Genomic DNA, 20,795 nt, shown 5'->3' with positions numbered 1-20,795 from the left:
GGCGCCTCAGCTTTCCGGTTCGATCTTGTAGACCTTGCGGGCGACGCGGCTGAACATGGCTTGTTGTTCAAGCTCGGAATAGTCGGCGGCGATCTTCTTGGCGGCGTTCCAGTAGACCCGGTAGCTGACCGAGAGACGATCGACCGGGAAATTGCTTTCGAACATGCAGCGATCAGCGCCGAAGCATTTGATCGTGTGGTGGTAGTAGGGGCCATGGGCCTCGACGATCTCGTCGGAGGTCGCCGGCGTGTCGCGGGTGTTCCAGCCAAAGCCATTGTCCGGCATGGCAAGCCCGCCGATCTTGGCGAAAACGTTCGGGTTTTCCGCGACGGCGGCGATGTCGTCTTTCCATTTCTCGAAATTCGCTTTGTGCGTGCCGGTATAGGGGCCAACGCCGAGCGGCGTTCCGAAATGGTCGAGGATCATTGTGGTGCCAGGAACGGCAGCGGCGATGTCTGCGAAGTCGCGAATCTGCGTGTGATAATTCCAGGTGTCATAGGTCATGCCGCGCTCACCCAGCCGAGCGACACCGCGGCGGAAGGCTTCATCCTTGTAGAGGCCTTCGGGCGCGCGCGGTTTGATGGTGAACTGGTCGCTGGCGGCGTCGAAGGGGCCCGCATGGCGGATGCCGCGAAAGAGGCCATTGGCCGCCTCAATATGCGCGTCGAGAATGTCATCCAGATTGGGCAGGCGAAGGTCTGCGTGGCCGATAAAGGCGGCAATCGTTGCCTTGTTTGGGTCTTGGGCCGAGAGGGCCGCCGCCTTTGCGATATATTCGGTTTCGCCGATGGGCTTGAATTCATCCGGCCCGGTTTCGCGATAGGATGATCCGCATTCCATGAAGATGGTCTGGGTGACGTTGTGGCCGTCTTCGGTGTCGGACCAGAGCTCTTCCAGATCATAGACGAGGCCGGCGGCATTGCCCTTCGGCCAGAGGTGATGGTGCGGATCGACGATTTCGCGGTCCGGATCGATCACGTCTTCGCGGTGCTGGCTTAGCCATTCATTATTGTCGAACATTGCGCGGGCTCCCTAGTTGTTTGCAGGCGTCCTCTTGGCGGGACGGTTTGCGTATTCAGAACCAATAGCGCCGGGATGCAAGAGCTGCCGCGACGACGGGTGACAACGATTGGTATGTTTAGTTCGCACCAAATACGATCCTGACCTCCAGTCCCGGTGAATGAGTTACGAGTTGGAGTTCAGCTCCGTGGTGTCTGGCAATGCTCGCTGCCAAAGTCAGACCAAGGCCGCTCCCAGCGGCCGTTCGGCTGGGGTCCAGTCGCCGGAATGGTTTGATGACTGTGTCGTGCTGACCGGACGGAATGCCTCGTCCATTGTCACGGACGCTGACAAAGTCATGCCCATTCTCATGGCCGCATGAAAGGGTGATGCAAATGCCTTCAGCATTATGGCGGAGGGCATTTTCAATCAGGTTCGAAAGCAACTGGTTAAAAAGAGCCCGATCGACCGTTGCCGCCTGCGGGCCGTCTGTTTCGACAGTTATGTGACTGCCATGTTCTGACGCCACCGGCTCGAATGCTTCCGCCATGCGATGAAGAAGGGCAGGCAGGTCAACCTTTTCGCGATTTTTGCCGATCGCGCCCGCGTCTAGTTCTGCGATGGTCAGCATTGCCGCAAACGTCTCGAGGGTTTCATCCAGCAGGGCGGTTGCATCCTGCACTTTCTCGCGGAGGTGCTCATCGGTCTGGTCCGCTTCGATGATTTCGAGGCGCTGGCGCAGGCGACCGAGCGGGGTCCGCAGGTCATGTGCAATGTTGGTTGCCGTGTGCCGGACTTCGTGAACCAGCATCTCGATCCGGTCGAGCATCGAGTTAATCGTGAAGATCAGGCCATCGAAATTGTCGCCTGATCCGCTGAGCTCCATTCGTGCGGAAAGTGACCCCTTGCCGATACTGTCTGCGGTTTGCCGGAGCCGCTCGACACGGGAGAGAAATCTGCGACTCATGATGGCGCCGCAGATGACCGCCAGAAGAATCATCGGGATGATGACGATCAGGAGCGCATGCCGAAGCGCCTCGGCGGTCTCCTTGATTGACCGGGTGTCAGCCGCGACGCCGAGCAAGTAGCCTTCGTCCAGCGAAGTCGTCAGCTGAATGAGCGTCTGTTCCTGGTGTTCGACCCGGCTCCAGCCGCCCTCAAGCGGTAGGGGCACCCTGTCGAACAGGGCGACGCCGCCCGGGCTCTGCAAGGTGTACCGCAAACGGGTACCGGGATTGCGTTCCAGACGTTCGCTGATGTCGTGGCGCAATTCATCGAGGCCATCATCAGCATAGTCGCCCATCAATTGCCGCGTCTCTGCTGCGACCTGGCTTCGCAGCTGGTCTTCCATCCCGTCGCGGACATCCAGATAGATAAACACGGCGACCGACGACATGCAGAAAATGAAAAGGGCGCTCGCCAGTAGCGTCAGGCGAAACCCGGAAGATCGGGTGAAGCTATACATCTTCGATGAGATACCCTGCGCCGCGCACCGTCTGGATGAGCTCTCGGTCAAAGCCGCGGTCAACCTTGGACCGAAGCCGGCTGATATGGGTCTCGACGATGTTGGTGCGGGGGTCGAAATTGAAGTCCCAGACGTTTTCCAGCAGCATCGTGCGGGTCACGACGCTGCCCTTGTTGCGCAGCATGAATTCTAGCAGGCGAAATTCGGTTGGTTGAAGCTTGATGTCCTGACCGGCACGCTCAACGGATCGGTTGAGACGGTTCAGGGTAAGGTCGCCGGTGGCGAGGCTGGTGGCCTCAGCGGTTTGCCCCTGTCGGTCGCGTAGCAGCACTTTTACCCGCGCTTCAAGCTCCGCAAACGCAAATGGTTTGACCAGATAGTCTTCGGCGATTTCGAGCCCCTCGACGCGATCATCAATACCGCCAACGGCCGTCAGAAAGATCGCCGGGCTGGTATTGCCGCCTGCGCGAAGCATGGACAGGAGTTTCAGCCCGTCCAGCCGGGGCAGCATGCGGTCAACGATCAGAACGTCGTAAGCGGCGTCAGTTGCCATCATCAGCCCGTCATGACCGTCAACGGAATGGTCAACGACTTGTCCGGACTCCTGAAAACCGCGCATGATGTAGTCGGCGGTTTCCTGGTCGTCCTCGATTAGCAGGATGCGCATGCGGACAAGTCCTCGCTAGAAAGCCCTGCCACCCAGATGGGTGACAGGGCGAAAGTAATCCATGGGTCGAATTGGGCTAGTCGTCGCGATCTTCGCGAGCCGAGATGACCTCTCCGGTATTCCCGTCGACGCGCACCTCATAGATGAGGTTGTCTGCGACAATGCCGACTTCAAACTCAGGCGAAAATGAATCGTCTTCGATCTGAGCCTCGTAGGCGGTTCCGCCAGTGTGGGTCTCCGCGGCCGCGATGGCGTCCGTGAGGCTTATCGTGGCCTCGGACAGGGCGCGGGCGTCTTCAATGTCCGCCATGGCGAGGCCAGCGGTCGCGGTGCCACCGATGAACAGGGCTGTGAGGGCGGATTTTGCTGCAAGTTTCATTTTATAGTCTCCTTCTTTGGGTTCCAGCTCTTGTCTGGTGTGGCCTTTATGGAGCCTGCCCGCTGGAGAGGAGATTGCGGAAAGTATACAGTTTCCCAATGTTCGAGACCGGGACCCCAAGCGCCAAAATCGCCACGCGGGACCCCGCTGGCGTTCCGCATGAACTCCCCCGCCTAAGATGACAGGGCCAGGCGCGTCTTGAATGGACGCTGATGGGAGTGCCAGCCTTTCGGCCAGCTAGATAAGCGCCTGTTCCAGACGCGCCCGCGAAACCTTGCCCCTACGCATCATACGCAAGGCCGCCGAGAGACCGTCCGTGGGAGAGCTGTCGCCCACGGGTGCTTACTACAGGCGCCGGACCACATTGGCAGGCTTCGTTAAACCCTGCCCGCAGCGACCGGTCGTTTCCGCGCCTCACCTCCACCCGGCCGGTCCGGACCGCCCTGTCAGAAGATGAGGTGAGAGCGGTTATAGACGGGGCGCAAAGGTGTGGGATGGATTTTATCGAGACGATCCGCAGATACCTGCGAAGGCAGGTATCCATGGTGTTAGCTTCATCTGATGCGCAACGGCGAGACTTTGGTCCATGGACCCCTGCCTGCGCAGGGGTCTGCGGCGTGTTGATTGGAACGCTTCAAGATTACCCCAACCCGCAGAACGCCCGTCGCCAAGGGCTTCGGGGCACAGGATGGATTTTGTGAGATGGCGTGGCTTGTACCCATTGTCCGATCCTCCCCGACGTGGTTCGACTTCGCTCAGGATGAGGGGCGGGGACCTCGTAAGCCTAGCGTCGCGCCCTTCTTGGCTAAGATCCCCGCCTTCGCGGGGAAGATCGGATGTGGGGAGCTGGGTCCCGGATCAAGTCCGGGATGACGACAGGCTGAGGTGCTGGATTTCGAAAGGCGAACTAATCTGACGCGTTTTCGGGGGGAGCTGCCTTCATCGACGGGGGCGAAGGTCAGGCTTTTTCGGCGATCGTGATGATTTCGGGGCTGGTTTCGGTTACGGGCGATGCATCCCAGTCGCCATACTGGGCGTGGAGAGAGAAGCCGGCCTCATTGAGCGCTGCGTTCAAAGCATCCACGGACATGAAGCGCAGCGTGCTTGTGCTCACTTCTGGTTCCGGCCAGTGGGGCGCGGAGAATGTGTGGGTAAAAGTGACAGTCTGGCCGTCAAAGGGACGAATGACGTCTCGCCGATCTGTGTAGCTCTTATTGTCGACCGTGATCTCTTTCGCCCGGTCGCTGGTCCAGCTGTCCCAAGCGCGGGCGCCGGGATTGCGGGTCTCGAAGGCGAAGCGGCCGCCGGGCTTCAGGGCGCGGTGAACGGCGGCAAGGAAACTGGCGATGGCCGCATCCTCGATCAGGACCTGGAAGGCATGGCCGGTCATGATGGCGAGGTCGAACCGGTTCTCCCAGTTCTGCATTTCGAGAAAGCCGCACACCCAGTCGATGCCGGGTTTCGTTCGTGCGACCTCCATCATGCCCTCTGCCGGGTCGATCCCGGTGAGGCTGCCTTTGTGGCCTGCGGTGCAAGCTTCTTCGAGCAGCGTGCCAGTGCCGCAGCCGATATCGAGCACGCTGTCTGCAGCCACGATATGCGGCAGGTAAAAGTCGTAGTCTTCGCGGCCTGCCGTTTCGCAGATCGCATCATAGAGCCGGGCGAGCTTTGCCTCGTTGAAGAAGCGGTCTGGTGTCTGGCTCAAGCCTTCACGAGTCCGATCTCGCGGAGGCGTTCCATCAGATAATCCTGCGCGGTGATCGGCGGCTCAGCCTTGCCGCCTTCTGCGAGGCATTGCGGTAGCTGCTCAATCACAAAGTCCTGATTGAAATGCAGGAAGAAGGGCGTCGAGTAGCGTGGAAATTTGGCGCGCGCTGGCTCAGGATTGACGACGCGATGGGTCGTTGAGGGCAGGACGCCGCCGGTCAGGCGCTGAAGCATGTCACCGCAATTGATGACGAGTGCGTCCGGCGGCGGATTGACGGCGAGCCATTTGCCCGAGCGGTGCTTGACCTCAAGGCCTGCCTCTTCGGCGCCGAGCAGGAGCGTGATGACATTGATGTCCTCATGCGCGGCGGCGCGGACGGTGCCGGCGGGCGGCGGGTTGTCCTGCGGCGGATAGTGAAGCAGTCGTAGGATGGAGTTGCCCATCTCGACCTTATCGTCGAACCAGTCTTCAGGCAGCTCAAGATGAAGCGCGACGGCGCGCAGCAGCGTGCGGCCAAACTCGTCCAGCTCATCATAGAAGGCGCGCGTGGCCGGATCGAAGGTCGGTACTTCTGGCACGACGGGCGTATCCTTCATCGTCTGGCGATATCTGGAGTCTTCGGGAAGCTTGCGTCCGGTATGCCAGAACTCTTTCAGGTCAGCGGCTTTCTGGCCCTTGGCATTTTCCGTGGCGAAGGGCGTGTAGCCTCGCTGACGGCCACCCGGAGCGTCGTGGTATTTTTCCTTCGTGTCGGCGTCCAGCTTGAAGAAGTCTTTCGCGGCATCATTGGCGCGGTCGATGACGGCTGCATCGATGGGATGGCCGGCAATGACGGCAAACCCTGTTTCACGGAAGGAGCGGCCAAGCTTTTCAGCAAAGGCTGCCTTGTCGGTTTTCCAAAGGGGAAACGGGATCGGTTCGAAGAAATCAGTCATTTTGCCAGTCTAACCTGCTTTTGGCCGGCTGCGAAACGTCAAACGGGCCGGTCTTTCCAGACTTCAGGATAGACGCGGCGACCGCCAATCCAAAGCTGGATGTTCACCAAGACTGTAACAGAAGGCCCGTCATTCGCGTCCTTTGTAAAGATATCGGGCTAAGCCATTAACACATAGGGGCTTTTCGGGTTTTCCTGTTAACCAAAGCGCAAATGTCTGAGTTCAATCTCAACCCTGTCACCGAGGCGTGACGTGATGGTTTAACCGCCCGGATCAAAAGTCCCAAAAGAGGACTTCCGAGGCAAAGGGTAGAAAGAAGAAGACTATGCCATATTCAGACATGGCGCTTGATGTAGCGCCGGAAACAGGGATCAGCTGCAACAGCGCAACGGGCGACGAGCTTTATCGTGTCGGCCTTGCCTATTCGACCGGCGTCGGCGTTGATGTCGACATGGTTGCCGCGCACAAGTGGTTTAACCTTGCCGTTCTCAAAGGCTCTGAAGAAGCCAAGGAATATCGCCAGCAAATGGCTGAGGTTCTCTCAAGCGAAGAGATCAAGCAGGCGCTGAAGTCTGCCCGCGACTGGCTCAACCTGATGAACTAGACAGATCCCGCACGTGCAGATCGATGTCGATATCGACCAGCATGGTTTAGCGGATCTGAACCTATAAGGTTCGCCGGACGTGGGGTGACGGCAGCCGAAACAGAAGTGTCTCGCCAGCGACAGGCTGAGACCGCGCTGAAGACCTAGCGGCGCAGGCCGCCCGCAATGTCATAGTAGAGTGAAAAGTCGATCGGTAGCGCAGAGCGAAACCATTGCTGCATGAGCAGGTTTTCTTGGGCGATCGCAGAACGTGGGACATACACCACATCAAAGCGCCGCAACGGCGTAAAGCTGGCCAGGCGCGGATCGTTGATCCCGGCATTGACGTCGATCACGGCTGTCATGACTTCGCCGCCTGGCATACGCCGCATCAAAGCGACATTTTGCGGCTTGGCGCGGTCTGTAAATCCGCCCGCCATGATAATCGCCTGTAGTGGATCAATCTGACCTGGAAGCTCCATCATGCCTGGCGTCGCAACCTCGCCGCCGACAAAGATGCGCTGGCTATCAAACCCGACCGGGATCACATCGAGCTGCGGATCGCGCAATTCATTTGAATAGGCGGTGAGCAAAAGGTCCTGAAGTTCATCGGAGGTGCGCGCTGAAGCCTGCACGGCGCCGATAAAGGGAAGCGAGATGCTGCCATCCGGCGCAATCTTGACCTCGCGGTCGAGCTCTGGTGCTGAATGGAAGACCAGTTGAATCGTGTCCCCAGGCGCCAGCAGGTAAGGCTGGTCAGCGCCATCCTCATGACGCCAGTCCGCGACCGGAAAATAAGTCGAATTGACCGGGGTCACGTTCTGGCACGCACCAAGAACGATGGCCGTTGAAATGAGGAGACTTCGCATTCAATCACCTGCCTGGCGAACGTGGGATATCGAGGCGCTGAAGGTCAACGTTAATGTTTAAGGAATTATCAAGCCGCATGGGTCAGTAATTCGGAAACCAAGATAAACCGGACGGGTTTGCATTATGAGTAGTTCATCAGACTGGGGCGTTACCGGCGGGTCGAAAGATCATTCCGGCGTTATGCGTCAGCGCCCGAAGATCGGTCCGATGGAATTGGTGATTCAGCTTTGGCGCGCCAAATGGCTGATGATTGCTGTTTTTATTCCAATTTTTCTTCTGGGCATCCTGGCTGCGCTCCAGATGCCAAAGTCTTATGAAGCCAATTCGCGGCTCTATGTGCGGATGGGCGACGAGAACGTCTATCGCCCTCGCGTGGGCTCGGAGTCGCCGGTCGCGCCGGAAGAGGAGCTGCTTATTCAGGCCGAGCTTGAAGTCCTGCGCAGCCCGGTTGTGGCCGAACGCGCGCTTGCAAAGTTTCCGCTGGAGCGGGTCTATCCCAAGCTCGTCGAGGCGATGAACAAGCAGATGGCTGAAACGCCGCCAGACGCTCATGATGCGATTGCCGAGGAAACATTCCAGAAAGCCGTCGCGACGCTTCGCAAGAGTTTCAAGTCCGGGACGGCGCCGAAAACACCTGTGATCGGGACGGCGCTGGAGCATGAAAATGCGCAGCTCTCGGCTGAACTGCTGAATGCCTGGATTGGCGCATATCTCGACTATCGAAACGAGGTATTCGCGACAAACGGATCTGCCAGCCTTGGAAATCAGCGCAAGAAATTCGAAGGCCAGTTGCTGGACGTTGAAGACGAAATTCGCCAATTCCTAGCTTCCAATGAAATCGGTGATTTTGAAAGCGAGCGCCAGACGGCGCAGCAGCTCTACGCCACGGTTTCGGGCGAGCTGCTGACCAACCAGTCCCGCGCGAGCGCGGTTGAAGGCCAGCTTGATATCTACAATCAGCAGCTGGCGACGATGGAGCCGCAGCAGAACCTCTATGTCGAGGATAATTCTGCGCAGAAGCTGATCGAGCTGCGGATTGAACGTGAAGACCTGCTGGCGCGCTACACGCCGGAGTCGCGAGCGGTGCAGGCCATCGATACGCGGATCGAAAAGATTGAAGAGTATCTGAATGGTCGTGGAGGCTTGTCTGGCACCACGCGCCGTGGGCCCAACCCAGTCTATCAGCAGGTTGAGCAGGCCGCCTCGAACCTGAATGCCGAAGCCCAGTCGCTTCAGTTGCAAGGTGCTGAGCTGCGCCGTCAGCTGGCCGGGGTGGAAGCCCGTCTGCGCCGGCTGAATGAACTGACGCCTGAGTGGCAGGAATTGCAGCGCCGCAAGACGCTGATGGAACGCAATGTTGAGAATTTCTCGGTGCGTGAAGTTGAGGAGCGGGCGCTGTCGGAGCTGTCGGGTCAGACGGCGGACAGTGTGCGTGTGCTTGAGCCGGCGCGTGTGCCGATCAAGGGCAAGAGCCTGCGCACGCCTGTCGCGGCGCTTGGCTTCCTGTTTGCTGGGTTTACCGCGCTTCTCGCAGGACTGCTCTGGGCGCTGACACGGCGCGGATTTGTAACCGCGCGCTCCGTCGAAAGAACGACGGGCCTTCGTGTCGTCGGGTCTCTCAGTGCGGCATGATCGCCAGTTAAGAAAAGCGTTAACCAACCGCATGTTAGGCGTAGGTCTGTAATATATACGGGCCTCATGAAAGATCTCAGACACAAACTTGAACCGATTTGGCGTGCAGCAACCCGGCTGACACCTTCAGAGGGTGGCCGGTGCGTGATGTTCATGTCCGCCTGCGAGGGCGAAGGCACGAGCAGTGTTGCAGCGTCCTTTGCGCTGATAGCGGCAGGAAAGGCGCGCAAGTCTGCCTGGCTGATCGATCTCGATTTTCGCCGCAACGAAGCCTATTCCGCCTTTGCCAAGGGGTTTGGCAAGGGTGTTGGCAAGCCTGGCCGCGCCTATGATGCATCGCTGCGGACCGATCCGATTTACTCTCTCGTGCCAAGTGTGGTCGACGAGCATCAGCGCGCAGCTGAGCGCCGACTGCTGGGCGTTCATGAGATCAAGAATTCCCGCCTGCTTGTAACGCGATTTCGCCATGAAGCCCTTCGAAAGGGTCAGAAGGTTCAGCTTCGCACGCGTCCGCAGTGGTGGAAGCGCGTTCGCAGCGCCACCGACTGGGTCGTGGTTGATGCACCGTCGCTGTCGCGCTCGCAGGCCGGGCTTGCGATGGCATCCCAGATGGACGGCGTGTTTCTTGTGCTCGAGGCCGATTCCACGGGTGCAGCCGATGTCATCGGCCTGCGCGATGAAATCGAGGCCCATGGCGGCCGTGTCGCCGGTGTTGTGATGAACAGGATAGGGGCCGATGCCCGCTTTGCAGACCGCCTCGCAGGATAGGTCGCCCTTCATCACCCTTTTGCTGGTGGTGGAACTTGTTGCGGCCTTTATTTGCCTGGTCCTCTTCACGGAAGGCCTGCTGCCACGCCTTTTTTCAACCGAGTATGGAAACGATACAAGCGCCTTCCTGCGCAAGATGTGGATACCGGTCTATCTGCTGGTTCTGGGCGGATGCGCCTGGAAACTGCCAACGCTATTTAAGACCACGATCCGGCTACCTTTTCTGATCATTCTGCTCGTGCTGGTCGCGGCTTCAACCACCTGGTCAATCGATCCTGAAGTAACAGAACGGCGGGCAATTGCCGTGATCGCTTCGACGATGGCCGGTCTTTTTCTGGCTGTGCGCTATGACTGGCGAACGCTTATCCGGCTGTTCGGGGCAGTCTGGTTTTTCATGGCGCTGGTGGCCTTCACCGCGGGGCTGGTAGCGCCTGGATTTGCCATTATGGATGAGATCCATCCCGGGGCCTGGAAGGGCTTATGGTGGGAAAAGAACGCGTTGGGCGGTCACATGGCGCGCGCCTCGTTTATTCTTGGCTTCCTGGTCCTGCTGGACAAGCCGCTTCGCCCGCTATGGGTCGGAGGCACGCTGCTTTGTATCGCATTGGTGTTGCTCTCGACATCCAAAACCGCGCTGTTGGGCTTGTTGCTCGGCTTTGGCGTTCTGGCAGGCGCGGCATGGATGCGCCGCGGTGTTTTCACGACAATCTCCAGCATCTGGCTGGGCGTCGTTCTGGTCGGACTTTTTGCCTCCGTCATGACGCTCGCGCCCGGCGTCATCTTTCAGTTGCTGGGGCGTGACGCCACTCTGACCGGCCGGACCGACATCTGGGCCGTCCTCATTTCGGCCATCGGTGATCGACCTTGGCTCGGTTATGGATATGGCGCGTTCTGGGGGCTGGAGTCGATGCCGGCCTACCGCGTGCGTATGGCGACTGAATGGCTTGTTCCAACGGCTCATAATGGTTGGCTCGAAACAGCGCTTGCTATCGGGCTGCTCGGGGTGGGGGCATTGTTGATGAACTATCTCCTGCTGATGATCCGTGCCTCATGGCTTGCGGTGTCGAGCTGGATGGGCGTGTTCGTGCTCGGCGTCTCGCTACAGTATCTATTGTTCAGCCTGTCCGAGAGTATCGCCCTTCAACAGAATACGATTGTCTGGGTAACCTATGTCACTGTCGTTGCGAAGACGGCCCTGACGACGCGTGACATGACAAAGAAGCAGCCTGAGCGCGTGCCACCTGGTGCTGCAACGCCCTCAGTTGGTCGCGCTGGTCTCGTCTCGCCTCGCCGCAACCCGGGTCTCTTGCGGACGCGGTAGATCGGCGCGTTTCGCCTGGCTGACAGTGGCGTTGCCATAGAACTTCATCTCAATCCAGAACAGGACCTTGCCAAGCCCGCGAACAGCCTTGTCGAGCTGAAAGGCGCGGCGAGGGTGACGAATGAGAAACATGCCGAGCCAGATGGTGCCGTGCAGGACAAATTTGCCTGCGCCAATCGCCATCCACATCAACAGGCTGCCATAGCGCGGCGGGTCTGCCTTGCGGGCGAGCGTGCAGGGGCCCTGTCCATAGGCGAGCGCCCGGCGGAGCGTGTAGGACAGCGATATGCGCTGACGAAGCGGATGCTCATAGACGGGCGCATTGGCGGCCCAGGCGAAGCGTCCGTCCGAGGCTGCGATGCGGGCAAACAAGACGTCATCCTCGCCGCCGACTTCATTCATCCGGGCATCGAACCAGGGTTTTTCGCCGGGAATCTGGGCGGTATCGAGGAGAGAGTTTCCGCAGCCATAGGGCTTCTCGATATAGCCTGAGCGGAGGGCCGGTTCACGCGCGAAGAAATTTTCAAAATACGCGCGGTGCTTCTTGATGTCTTCTGGCATCGCGGTCAGGACGGGGCCGAACGTGACGGCGGCGCCAAACTCTTCATAGGCGCTGACCAGACCTTCGATCCAATGGATGGGAGCGGTCTGATCGTCGTCCAGAAAGGCAACGAGCGTCGTTTCCAGCCGGTCCATGGCGGCGTTACGCGCATTCGCCACGCCTGCCGCAGGTGCGTGCAGATAGGTCAGCTTGATCTTGTCGGGCGCAGCCGATTCGAGCGTATCGAATGCCATACGGGCTGAGGCATCAGCAGAGTTGTCGACGATCAGGACCCGGAAACCTGACTTGCGGGCGCCCTGCCAGAACAGGCTTTCGACCGCGCGATGCAGGCTGTCCGGCCGATTGAAGGTCGGAATCACGACTGTGATGTCTTCGGGTGTCATCCCTTGTGTTTAACGGTTATGGCGTCGAGGGCCATAGAGGGCGTCTGTAATTTTGCGCCTGTATCGCGGGCGAGGCGCACGAGCCGGCGAAGGTGTCCCGGCGTGGTGCCCCAGGCGCTGTGCTTTTCGCGGACATCATGGGTGAAGATAAACAACCAGGTTGGATGACGGCTGGCCGCTTCAATTGCGGCGGCAGCGCGTTCGATGCTCGCATCACTTTCATCCAGCTCCATGGCCTTGAGCTGCATCAGGTCAGCGCCGCGATTGTTGACGCCGGCATAGATGCCGCGCACCGCGTCGAAGCGGGAGGCGAGTTTTGGTTTCAGATCCGAGCGGGTTTCGCCATAGGGCCAGGCAAACTGGCGGACCGGATCAGTGTGTCCCATCTCGCGGATACGGGCGAGATTTGTGTCGATGTCCGACAGGACCTGATCATCTGCGGCTTCGGCGCAGTTCATGTGGGTTTCTGTATGGGCGCCGATTTCATGGCCGGTTCTGGCCAGTTCCAGAAGATCATCGGCATCGAAAAGGTCCCCAAGGTGGTTGTGGGTGTCTGCCATGCCGGTGCAGGCATAGTAGCAACCCTTTCCGCCCACCGCGTCCAGGATGGAGGCGCCATTATCCACCGATGATTTCGGAAAGTCGTCGAAGGTGAAGCAGATGCGCGTCTGAAGTGGCTCAGCCCGAAGCGGTTTAGCTGTGCGCAAGCGGGTAATACGGCGCCGGATTTTGGCGCGAAGGCCGGTGCTTGGCTGGTAGACGGTTTCGGTGGCAGTCGTCATTTGAGATACTCCGCATAGGCGAGGGCCCGGTATGTCTTGAGACAGGCCAGTCTAAGTTTCATGGGAAGCCAGTTCTGCCCGGCGCCGGTGCGGGTGATGGCGCGCCAGAAGGGGCGGGCTGGCAGTTGCCGGAACCGGCGGGCCATACGATAAAGCGGCATGGACTGGACAGCATCGGGATGGCGTTCAGCAAGGCGTGCAAAATTGTGGCCGGACCCGCCAAATTTGCTGAGGATCGCATCCGTCCTGTCGAGCCCGAGATGGCTGGCCGGGTTGTCGATATGGATGACCGGAAACTTGCCGGCGACATTGAGGCCCCAGTCTACATCTTCCCATCCCCAACCGGTAAATCCGTCATCAAAGCCGACATCGGCCATGACTTGCTTGTGCACGAGGATGTTCGAGGTGAACACGTATCGGCCTGGTTCGCGGGCGCGGGTTTCGGCGTCGACGATTTCGGAAGCGTTTGACTGGGCCGCGTGCAACGCAGTTTCGGCGGTTGGCCGGGCATGTCGGAGGCTGAAGCCGCCGGCAATGAGGGCGGGGCCGTCACTGTTGTTTATAGCCTCAAGATAGCGGGCGATGAAATGCTCATCATCCGGGCGCATATCGGCATCGAGGAAGAGGATCCAGTCTGTTTCGGCCAGTGCCATCAGACGATTTCGAGCGTGGGCGCGGCCCATATTTTTATGCGAGGTCACCAGCCGGGCCGGGCCGGGAAAGCGGGCGATATGATGAGCGAGCTTACGGGACATCGCGTCGTCGGCGGAGCCATCATCGTAGAGAATGAGTGTTGCTGACCGGGCGTCTTCCATGCGTACGAGCATGGCGATCATCGCGTCGGCGCTGTCCTTCCAGCACGGCACGCAGATGGTAAGTGCAGCTTCGCCGCTGATCCCATTCGACAGAACGGTCTCGCCGGCATCGGTGCGGCCGATAGCAGAGGCTGCCCGTTCGGCAGGAGGGGGAGGGAAGGCGCTGTCAGGCATGTCCATTTGTCCTAACGCGCGTGCTTGCGGTCACCCAGAAGGCAAGGCGCGGTAATGAGCATGATGAACACATCGAACCAGAAGGATGAGCGGTTCACATATTCCATATCAAGGCGGACGCGCTCTCGGACTTCCTCGCGGGTGTGGACCGGTCCGCGTGAACCGTTGACCTGCGCCCAGCCGGTGATGCCGGGTTTTACGCGGTGGCGGTGGGCGTAATCGCCGACGATCGCCTGGACTTCGGCGTCCTCTGCGGTCATGCCGACAGCGTGTGGGCGTGGGCCGACAATCGACATTTCGCCCATGATCACATTGATCAGCTGAGGCAGCTCATCGATGGACGTCGCGCGAATAAACTTGCCGACACGGGTCACGCGCGGATCGCCAAGCGTAGTTTGCTGGCTCATCTTTTCGGCGGCAACAGGGTCATTGCGCATCGAGCGGAACTTCCAGACACGGATGATCTGATTGTTAAAGCCCTGGCGGCGCTGACGGAAGAAGACAGGGCCTGGGCTGTCGAGCTTGACGGCAATGGCGGTCAGCAGAAGCAGCGGGCTAAAGCAGATGAGCATCAATATCGCAAAGAAGATGTCGGAGGCGCGCTTGCCGACGGCGCGGCGAATATTGTGCGGCGTACCTGAGACATAGGCGGCTGGCGAGCGGGCAATCTCGGCAAGGCTTTCCGATTCCGGGTCGAAGCCGTCAAGGTCCAGCAGGAGCACAACGCGCTGCGGCAACACTCGCAGACGATCAATGAGCTGGCGAACCCGAGCGCGTGCGTCTGACGTCACCGTCACGACGATGCGATCAATATCAGGCAGGCGGTCCCAGTTCATCAGGTCTTCGAGACGGCCGAGAACGGGCGCGTCGCCTATCTTCTTGGGCGCGCGTGAGAGGCGGTCGTCGAAAACACCGACGATGTTGAGTTCGCGCGTTTCGCTGTTGCGCTCAAGCAGGCGCTGGGCGTTTGGCGTGGCGCCGACCAGTACAACGTTTTCCGACAGGACGCCGTTTCGGGTCAGCATCTTGAAGGCGACGATCATGTGGGCGTGCACCACCATGATAACGCAAAATGAGAGATAGCAGGCCCCCATCACCCATCGAGTATGGTCACCGGAGTAGAGCAGGGCTGTCGTAAATGTAAGCGCTGCCAAGGGAAGACCGGCCCCAATGCAGACGCGGATCATGTGTTCCGTTACCGGACGTGCATAGGAGAGCGTATAGGCCTCACTGCCCTTCAAGCCCCAGTGTAAAACAAGCGGCAGAAACGCAAATGGCAGGACCGCGGCGACGCTCGAATGCAGGACGCTGAAGCCAGCGATTGTCAGCGTGAACCATGAGACGCAGCTTATGAGGACAAGGTCGGCGATCTTGCAGAGCTCATTCAGGAATTTCCTGTTGATCGCATGGCTGCGCTGAATGATACGCGCTTCGCCCGCGGACAGGTCCACCACGGGATTGGTCAGCGCCGGAGATACGTCCCGTCGACCCATTCGCGGCTTTTGTTCTGCCGGAACACCCAATTTGGTCAGTCCGTCGGCCATAGCGTCTGTCTCTTGCTTCTTCGTAGATCGCCTTGTGCCAGAACAGGATCAATATCCCCTTAGGCAGATAGGTGAAATTGAAACAAATTCAGTGGGTCACGAAGAAACCCAATTCCTGTCAGCTGTTATGGTTAAAACAGAATGCAAGTTATGGGCCGCCCTCTGAGCCGACGGCTCGGGCGTTAATTGAGGTGATTTTGAAACGGTTCTTAAACCGGGCCAGGACGCTGGCTAGATCTTATCCTTATACCATTCGCGGGTCAGGAATCCGTCGATCAGGTCGCAGACAAGGCCGATCTCCGTCAGCGTTTCGATGAAACGGCGCGGATCAACCAGAGGCTTGAAGACAGAGCCGGCTTCGAACTGGTCCTTGGCTTCCAGGGCGATGGTGAGGTGGCCTTCTTCAAAGACGCCGCGGATCTTGCCGCCCTTGAAATGACGTTCAAGCGCGATGAGGCGCTCCATTCGGTCCGGCGTGAGCAAGGCGCGGGCCTCGACCTGATCGTTTGAATAGACGGTGAAAGCCCTGTCGAGCTCAACAGAGACAAGCTGGACCTTCTGAAGGTCGCCCGCACCCTTGCCTCGCTTCCACCAGCCATCGCGCGCGAGAATGGTCCGTCCAAGAAATCGCTCTGGATATTCGACATCGAGCAACAGGCCCTGAAATTTGGTCACCGTGCGCCTGTTCTTGCCGGAGCCCTGTTCCTGGGTGAGCTTACATTCCACAAGACTGAAATTGGCTTCGGCGCGTTTGCCGGTGATGAGGTCCTCAAATTTACGTTTGTCGTAGGACGGCATCAGGCCTGCATTTTTCAATCCGTCAAAAGCGGGCGTTGGTGGCTCGTCTGCATGGTTCAACGGCTTGGCATTGGATTTCAGCCACGAGCCGAAGCTGCGATAATCCTTAACGCCCTCCATATCTGGATGCAGCGTTTCGTATTGAAAGCCGAACGGTTGGCAGGCTGCGCCGACGACGATCTGCTTGGTCTGGGATTTGACCGCGAAGACCTGGATCCACACCACAGCGGAGATCAGCACCGTCAGCACGATGCCGGCGAAAATACCAAAAGGAAAAATGTAACCAAACCCGGCGAAATAGCCGACACCGACCACAATCGCGAGCATTACGAGGCTCGTGATGATGGTGTGCTTGTAGGCCTTCGACACGGTGGCCTTACGGCGCACTTCAAGGTCAGCCAATACAGGCTCCAGCTTGTCGCGCCAGATAATGATGGCGGTGTCATATTCCGGCCGCTGGCTGCGCATCCGCTCAAACTGGGCGTCGAGCATTGTCTGGATTGTCATGTCATGTCCCCCTCAAGACCTGGTCGCTAGTCATCTGTCCCGCCGCGCTGTGACCAAAGTTCGCGCTCAGGCGATGCTATATGCGAAAGCTTTGTTAGCAAGCGGTGAAGCGTTGCGGCATCTTCGTCACTCAGCGAGGCGAGCAGGTCGCGCTCATAAGACAAGGCGCGCGGGATGATCGCATCATAGATCTTCCGTCCGTCCTCGCTGAGGCGAAGCTCTGCCTTGCGGCGATCCTTGTTGTCTGACTTGCGTGAGAGAAGTCCGCGCTGAAGCAGCGCAGCAGTGGCGCGGCTGACTGCGGGTTTGTCCATCAACGTCTTGGTGGCGACCTCGGTTGAGGTCAGTCCATCGCTCTCGCCGAGCACGGCCAGAATGCGCCATTGCCAGATGGAGATATCGAAGTCGCGTTCATACATATCCGCGATCTTGCGTGAGACGGCGTTAGACAGAACCGATAGCCGATAGGGCAGAAAACCGTCCAGCTGAAGGGTCTGCGTGGGCTCATTCGCGGAACTTCGGGTGGCCTCATTCATTCGATGTATACGCTCCAAAACTTGCATTAGTTGCAAATGCAACTATTATCGATTCAGCACAATCATTGGAGGTAAAGCACATGGCAGACCTGTTTGAAAATCCAGCCGGCCTGAACGGCTTCGAATTCATCGAGTTTTCCGCACCGGAGAAAGGCCAGCTTGAGCCGGTCTTCGAAGTCATGGGCTTCACAAAGGTGGCCCGCCACCGCTCCAAGGATGTCGAACTCTGGCGCCAGGGCGGCATCAATCTGATCACCAATTACGAAAAAGGCTCACCAGCCTATTACTTCGCCAAAGAGCACGGGCCGAGCGCGTGCGGCATGGGGTTCCGTGTGCGTGACGCCAAAGCGGCCTATGATCACCTGCTCGCCAATGATGCTGAGCCATGCGACGTACATGCGGGGCCGATGGAACTGAAACTGCCTGCTATCCGCGGTATCGGCCACTCGCTGATCTATCTCATCGATCGCTATGCTGATGAGGGTGAAGAGGGTTTGTCGATCTATGACATCGACTTTGAATATCTGCCCGGCGTCGAAAAATTCCCGGAAGGCGCTGGCTTCAAGCTGGTCGATCACCTGACCCACAATGTCTATAAGGGCCGGATGAAGTACTGGGCGGACTTCTATGAGAAGCTCTTCAACTTCCGCGAAATCCGCTATTTCGACATCAAGGGTGAGTATACCGGCCTCACCTCACAGGCGCTGACGGCGCCGGACGGCAAGATCCGCATTCCGCTGAATGAGGAAGCTGAAGGCGGCAAAGGCCAGATCGAGGAATTCCTGAAAGAATATAATGGCGAAGGCATCCAGCACATCGCCCTTATCTGCGACAACCTTGTCGAGGCCTATGACCGGCTGAAAGCGCGCGGCGTTCCGATGATGACGCCTCCGCCGGATACTTATTACGAGATGCTGGGCGAACGCCTGCCCGGCCATGGAGAGGACGAGAATGCGCTGAAAACGCGTGGTCTGCTGCTTGATGGCACGACTGAAGGCGGCGAACCACGCCTTCTCTTCCAGATTTTTGCAGAGCCGCAGATCGGCCCGGTCTTCTTCGAGTTCATCCAGCGCAAGGGTGACTATAAGCAAGGCTTCGGCGAGGGCAATTTCAAGGCGCTCTTTGAGTCCATGGAACGCGACCAGATCAAGCGCGGTTCGCTGAAGGTCGAGGAGGATGCCTAGATGGCCGATGCTCCCAAACTAAATGGCGTCCATCACGTCGCCTATCGCTGTAAGGACGCGAAAGAAACGGTGGATTTCTACAAGGACGTGCTGGGCATGGATTTCCAGCTCGCCATTGCAGAAGACAAGGTGCCGTCCACCGGCGCAGCCGATCCGTACATGCACGTCTTCCTCGATGCGGGGAATGGCAATGTGCTCGCCTTCTTCGAACTGCCGACCAGACCTGAAATGGGCCGGGACCAGAACACACCGGAATGGGTGCAGCATATCGCCTTCAAGGTCGCCACGATGGAAGACCTGATGAACGCCAAGGCGCGCGCCGAAAGCCGCGGCCTCGACGTGGTGGGCCCGACCCATCACGGCATCTTCAAGTCGATCTACTTCTTCGACCCGAACGGCCACCGCCTCGAGCTTGCCTGCGATATCGGCACGCCCGAACAGATGAGTGAGCTGAAATCGGTTGCAGAGGATATGCTGGCCGAATGGAGCGCGACCAAGAAAGCGCCGCGCCACGCAGCCTGGCTACACGAGAAGATCGCTGAAGAAAGCTGAACCAGCGGGCTGACTTGACCTGACCGACGACACGTCCGTTAATCAGGCATCAAGTTGCGCTGGAGAATACGCCTTGAAGCTGTCCTGGATGTTCGCCGTCGCCGTAACCTCGCTTGCGGGGTGCGCATCGACCGCCGAAGCGCCTCGCCTGCCGGGCAACATGATCAGCCTGAAGCCCGCGGCGGCAGGACAGGACGGTGCCATTCGCGTCGGCGTGGAGATCACTTCTGACGATGACGGGGTTGTGGAGTTTCTCTTTCCCGATCAGTGGGGGCCTGAAACAGACCTCACGGGCCTTTTGTCCGACTTCCAGGTTTCCGCTGCAGGCACTGGCGCGACGCTCGAGCGAGAAGGCCGCGCCGTTCGGGTAGAGCATGACGCTGTTGAGCCGTTTGAGCTGAGTTTCGCGCTGAAACAGGATTATGATGGCGAACCGCAATGGGGCGAGGCGGGGCTTCCCGGCATGCGGCCAATCGCGCTGCCGGGTCATGCCAGCCTGATCGGGTATACGTTCGTTCCAGACGTGGATGTTTCAGGCCCGTTCCGACTGTCCATTTCCGGGTTCGAGGGCGCGATGGCGTCCAGCCTCAAGCTTGAGGATGGCGTCAGCGAACCGGTGGCACTGGACGACATCAGAGGCTCGGTCATTCTGATCGGCGACTACAGAACGTCTGTGGTCAGCGAGACGGGACATGAGGTCAGGGTCGGCGTGCGGGGGGACTGGGCGCTCTCCGACCAGAAAATCGGGCTGACGGCGCTGGCCGTGCTGTCCGAAGCGGCCGCGCTCTTCGAAGACGATGTGTTTAAGGATTACTTCGTCGCGTTGCTTCCACTGCCTGACCTGCCCGACGGATCCGCCGTTATCGGGACCGGCCTGACACGCTCATTCCTGCTGCTTGCGACCCAGAATGCCGAGGCAGAAAACCTGACCCACACGATCGTGCATGAAATACTGCACGAATGGATCACGCGGCGCATGGGCGAGACGGATGAAGACACCGATCCAGAGCGGATGTGGTTTACAGAGGGATTTACCGAATACTACACCCAGATCGTGCTGCTGAAGTCGGGTTTGATTGACCTCGACAGCTTTGTCTCGAACCTGAATGACATGGTCGAAGCCTATCTGAACTCTCCCGTGCGTGAGACAAGCCAAGAAGCACTAGCCGCCGGGATCTGGGACAGTGATGAGCTGCAAAAACTGCCCTATCAGCAAGGACTTCTTCTCGCGCTGAACTGGAACAGTGAGCTTACCGCTTCAAACCGCGGGGATTTGTCGGATGTATTGTCCGGCTTGATTGACCATGCAGACGAAACGCTCGACGACGATGAAATCCAGGGCGCGCTGCGCGCTGTGCTCGCAGACCGGTTCGACGATCAATATCAGCGCCACATCGTGGAGGGCGCGGTGATCTGGCCTGATGAGCTGGCACTTCCCGCTTGTCTGACGGTGCAGGGGACCGGCGAAGACATGAGATTTGCTGTCGACGCGGATTTTGAAGAGGCCGCTTGCGTTCGGTCGATTACGGGGTGACCGCAGAGACCGCGCGCCAGCTTTCCCGCTCGTCGAAATCAGGACGCTGCGTAAAACATGATTGGCCATTTCCGGGACATAGATGACCTTTTCCGGG

Annotated in this window: 20 protein-coding genes; 7 read left to right on the top strand and 13 right to left on the bottom strand. The window is 58.9% G+C overall.

What is annotated here, in order from left to right; genetic code table 11:
- Positions 1-6 precede the first annotated feature (6 nt).
- The 6 genes from B8783_RS09030 to B8783_RS09005 all read right to left on the bottom strand — a co-directional run bounded on the left by B8783_RS09030 (position 7) and on the right by B8783_RS09005 (position 6,153).
- Positions 7-1,020, bottom strand: coding sequence for an amidohydrolase family protein (locus B8783_RS09030; protein WP_084419843.1), 1,014 nt, complete (start codon positions 1,018-1,020; stop codon positions 7-9).
- A gap of 118 nt (positions 1,021-1,138) precedes the next feature.
- A complete protein-coding gene (locus B8783_RS09025; RefSeq protein WP_084419842.1) occupies positions 1,139-2,464 on the bottom strand; it encodes a sensor histidine kinase in 1,326 nt (441 codons plus the stop codon).
- Positions 2,457-3,131 (bottom strand): winged helix-turn-helix domain-containing protein, encoded by a 675-nt coding sequence (locus tag B8783_RS09020; RefSeq protein ID WP_084419841.1) that lies wholly within the window; start codon positions 3,129-3,131, stop codon positions 2,457-2,459. The genes B8783_RS09025 and B8783_RS09020 overlap by 8 nt, the downstream gene beginning before the upstream one ends.
- A gap of 76 nt (positions 3,132-3,207) precedes the next feature.
- Positions 3,208-3,510 (bottom strand): PepSY domain-containing protein, encoded by a 303-nt coding sequence (locus tag B8783_RS09015; protein ID WP_084419840.1) that lies wholly within the window; start codon positions 3,508-3,510, stop codon positions 3,208-3,210.
- A 958-nt stretch (positions 3,511-4,468) separates the two neighbouring features.
- Entirely contained in the window at positions 4,469-5,215 is a 747-nt protein-coding gene (locus B8783_RS09010) for a class I SAM-dependent DNA methyltransferase (protein ID WP_084419839.1), read from the bottom strand.
- On the bottom strand, positions 5,212-6,153 hold the full coding sequence (locus B8783_RS09005; RefSeq protein ID WP_084419838.1) for an isopenicillin N synthase family dioxygenase: 942 nt from the start codon (positions 6,151-6,153) through the stop codon (positions 5,212-5,214). Before B8783_RS09005 ends, B8783_RS09010 begins: the two co-directional genes overlap by 4 nt.
- Before the next feature lie 325 nt (positions 6,154-6,478).
- On the opposite strand from B8783_RS09005, the gene B8783_RS09000 reads away from it, so the two are divergent.
- Positions 6,479-6,757 (top strand): SEL1-like repeat protein, encoded by a 279-nt coding sequence (locus B8783_RS09000; RefSeq protein ID WP_084419837.1) that lies wholly within the window; start codon positions 6,479-6,481, stop codon positions 6,755-6,757.
- A 143-nt stretch (positions 6,758-6,900) separates the two neighbouring features.
- Here the strand turns inward: B8783_RS09000 and B8783_RS08995 are convergent, their stop codons facing one another.
- Positions 6,901-7,605 carry a polysaccharide biosynthesis/export family protein gene (locus tag B8783_RS08995; RefSeq protein WP_084419836.1) on the bottom strand — a complete coding sequence of 235 codons (705 nt, stop codon included), beginning with the start codon at positions 7,603-7,605 and terminating at the stop codon, positions 6,901-6,903.
- A 124-nt stretch (positions 7,606-7,729) separates the two neighbouring features.
- On the opposite strand from B8783_RS08995, the gene B8783_RS08990 reads away from it, so the two are divergent.
- The 3 genes from B8783_RS08990 to B8783_RS08980 all read left to right on the top strand — a co-directional run bounded on the left by B8783_RS08990 (position 7,730) and on the right by B8783_RS08980 (position 11,327).
- Positions 7,730-9,238: a GumC family protein gene (locus B8783_RS08990; RefSeq protein ID WP_084419835.1), complete on the top strand. Its 1,509-nt coding sequence runs from the start codon at positions 7,730-7,732 to the stop codon at positions 9,236-9,238.
- Between the two features lie 153 nt (positions 9,239-9,391).
- Positions 9,392-10,006, top strand: a complete 615-nt coding sequence (locus B8783_RS08985; RefSeq protein ID WP_233355725.1) for a P-loop NTPase family protein — start codon at positions 9,392-9,394, stop codon at positions 10,004-10,006.
- Positions 9,975-11,327, top strand: coding sequence for an O-antigen ligase family protein (locus B8783_RS08980; protein ID WP_084419833.1), 1,353 nt, complete (start codon positions 9,975-9,977; stop codon positions 11,325-11,327). The genes B8783_RS08985 and B8783_RS08980 overlap by 32 nt, the downstream gene beginning before the upstream one ends.
- On the opposite strand, the gene B8783_RS08975 is transcribed toward B8783_RS08980, so the two are convergent.
- The 6 genes from B8783_RS08975 to B8783_RS08950 form a co-directional block, all read right to left on the bottom strand.
- Entirely contained in the window at positions 11,265-12,272 is a 1,008-nt protein-coding gene (locus tag B8783_RS08975) for a glycosyltransferase family 2 protein (protein WP_084419832.1), read from the bottom strand. The two genes, B8783_RS08980 and B8783_RS08975, sit on opposite strands and share 63 nt — an antisense overlap.
- A complete protein-coding gene (locus B8783_RS08970; RefSeq protein WP_084419831.1) occupies positions 12,269-13,054 on the bottom strand; it encodes a polysaccharide deacetylase family protein in 786 nt (261 codons plus the stop codon). Before B8783_RS08970 ends, B8783_RS08975 begins: the two co-directional genes overlap by 4 nt.
- Positions 13,051-14,043, bottom strand: a complete 993-nt coding sequence (locus B8783_RS08965; protein WP_169711759.1) for a glycosyltransferase family 2 protein — start codon at positions 14,041-14,043, stop codon at positions 13,051-13,053. The genes B8783_RS08970 and B8783_RS08965 overlap by 4 nt, the downstream gene beginning before the upstream one ends.
- Positions 14,044-14,054: 11 nt before the next feature.
- Positions 14,055-15,587 carry an exopolysaccharide biosynthesis polyprenyl glycosylphosphotransferase gene (locus B8783_RS08960; protein WP_084419829.1) on the bottom strand — a complete coding sequence of 511 codons (1,533 nt, stop codon included), beginning with the start codon at positions 15,585-15,587 and terminating at the stop codon, positions 14,055-14,057.
- 231 nt (positions 15,588-15,818) lie between these two features.
- Positions 15,819-16,892 (bottom strand): DUF3137 domain-containing protein, encoded by a 1,074-nt coding sequence (locus B8783_RS08955; protein ID WP_084419828.1) that lies wholly within the window; start codon positions 16,890-16,892, stop codon positions 15,819-15,821.
- A gap of 26 nt (positions 16,893-16,918) precedes the next feature.
- Complete coding sequence (locus B8783_RS08950) at positions 16,919-17,428, bottom strand: MarR family winged helix-turn-helix transcriptional regulator (protein ID WP_084419827.1); 510 nt, start codon at positions 17,426-17,428, stop codon at positions 16,919-16,921.
- 80 nt (positions 17,429-17,508) lie between these two features.
- On the opposite strand from B8783_RS08950, the gene hppD reads away from it, so the two are divergent.
- The 3 genes from hppD (at position 17,509) to B8783_RS08935 (ending at position 20,698) form a co-directional block, all read left to right on the top strand.
- Positions 17,509-18,612, top strand: a complete 1,104-nt coding sequence (gene hppD / locus B8783_RS08945; RefSeq protein WP_084419826.1) for a 4-hydroxyphenylpyruvate dioxygenase — start codon at positions 17,509-17,511, stop codon at positions 18,610-18,612.
- Complete coding sequence (locus B8783_RS08940) at positions 18,613-19,164, top strand: VOC family protein (RefSeq protein ID WP_084419825.1); 552 nt, start codon at positions 18,613-18,615, stop codon at positions 19,162-19,164.
- Positions 19,165-19,237: 73 nt separating this feature from the next.
- On the top strand, positions 19,238-20,698 hold the full coding sequence (locus B8783_RS08935) for a M61 family metallopeptidase (RefSeq protein ID WP_084419824.1): 1,461 nt from the start codon (positions 19,238-19,240) through the stop codon (positions 20,696-20,698).
- Positions 20,699-20,795 lie beyond the last annotated feature (97 nt).

The organism is Henriciella litoralis, assembly GCF_002088935.1.
Taxonomy (GTDB): Bacteria; Pseudomonadota; Alphaproteobacteria; order Caulobacterales; family Hyphomonadaceae; genus Henriciella; species Henriciella litoralis.
Note: the sequence above shows the minus strand (reverse complement) of the source record. Positions and strands in the feature narration are given on the sequence as shown.

Coding starts and splice junctions, on each gene's coding strand:
- B8783_RS09030 (WP_084419843.1), bottom strand. CDS start 1,020: ATGTTCGACAATAATGAATGGCTAAGCCAGCACCGCGAAGACGTGATC.
- B8783_RS09025 (WP_084419842.1), bottom strand. CDS start 2,464: ATGTATAGCTTCACCCGATCTTCCGGGTTTCGCCTGACGCTACTGGCG.
- B8783_RS09020 (WP_084419841.1), bottom strand. CDS start 3,131: ATGCGCATCCTGCTAATCGAGGACGACCAGGAAACCGCCGACTACATC.
- B8783_RS09015 (WP_084419840.1), bottom strand. CDS start 3,510: ATGAAACTTGCAGCAAAATCCGCCCTCACAGCCCTGTTCATCGGTGGC.
- B8783_RS09005 (WP_084419838.1), bottom strand. CDS start 6,153: ATGACTGATTTCTTCGAACCGATCCCGTTTCCCCTTTGGAAAACCGAC.
- B8783_RS09000 (WP_084419837.1), top strand. CDS start 6,479: ATGCCATATTCAGACATGGCGCTTGATGTAGCGCCGGAAACAGGGATC.
- B8783_RS08995 (WP_084419836.1), bottom strand. CDS start 7,605: ATGCGAAGTCTCCTCATTTCAACGGCCATCGTTCTTGGTGCGTGCCAG.
- B8783_RS08990 (WP_084419835.1), top strand. CDS start 7,730: ATGAGTAGTTCATCAGACTGGGGCGTTACCGGCGGGTCGAAAGATCAT.
- B8783_RS08985 (WP_233355725.1), top strand. CDS start 9,392: ATGTCCGCCTGCGAGGGCGAAGGCACGAGCAGTGTTGCAGCGTCCTTT.
- B8783_RS08980 (WP_084419833.1), top strand. CDS start 9,975: ATGCCCGCTTTGCAGACCGCCTCGCAGGATAGGTCGCCCTTCATCACC.
- B8783_RS08975 (WP_084419832.1), bottom strand. CDS start 12,272: ATGACACCCGAAGACATCACAGTCGTGATTCCGACCTTCAATCGGCCG.
- B8783_RS08970 (WP_084419831.1), bottom strand. CDS start 13,054: ATGACGACTGCCACCGAAACCGTCTACCAGCCAAGCACCGGCCTTCGC.
- B8783_RS08965 (WP_169711759.1), bottom strand. CDS start 14,043: ATGCCTGACAGCGCCTTCCCTCCCCCTCCTGCCGAACGGGCAGCCTCT.
- B8783_RS08960 (WP_084419829.1), bottom strand. CDS start 15,587: ATGGCCGACGGACTGACCAAATTGGGTGTTCCGGCAGAACAAAAGCCG.
- B8783_RS08955 (WP_084419828.1), bottom strand. CDS start 16,892: ATGACAATCCAGACAATGCTCGACGCCCAGTTTGAGCGGATGCGCAGC.
- B8783_RS08950 (WP_084419827.1), bottom strand. CDS start 17,428: ATGAATGAGGCCACCCGAAGTTCCGCGAATGAGCCCACGCAGACCCTT.
- hppD (WP_084419826.1), top strand. CDS start 17,509: ATGGCAGACCTGTTTGAAAATCCAGCCGGCCTGAACGGCTTCGAATTC.
- B8783_RS08940 (WP_084419825.1), top strand. CDS start 18,613: ATGGCCGATGCTCCCAAACTAAATGGCGTCCATCACGTCGCCTATCGC.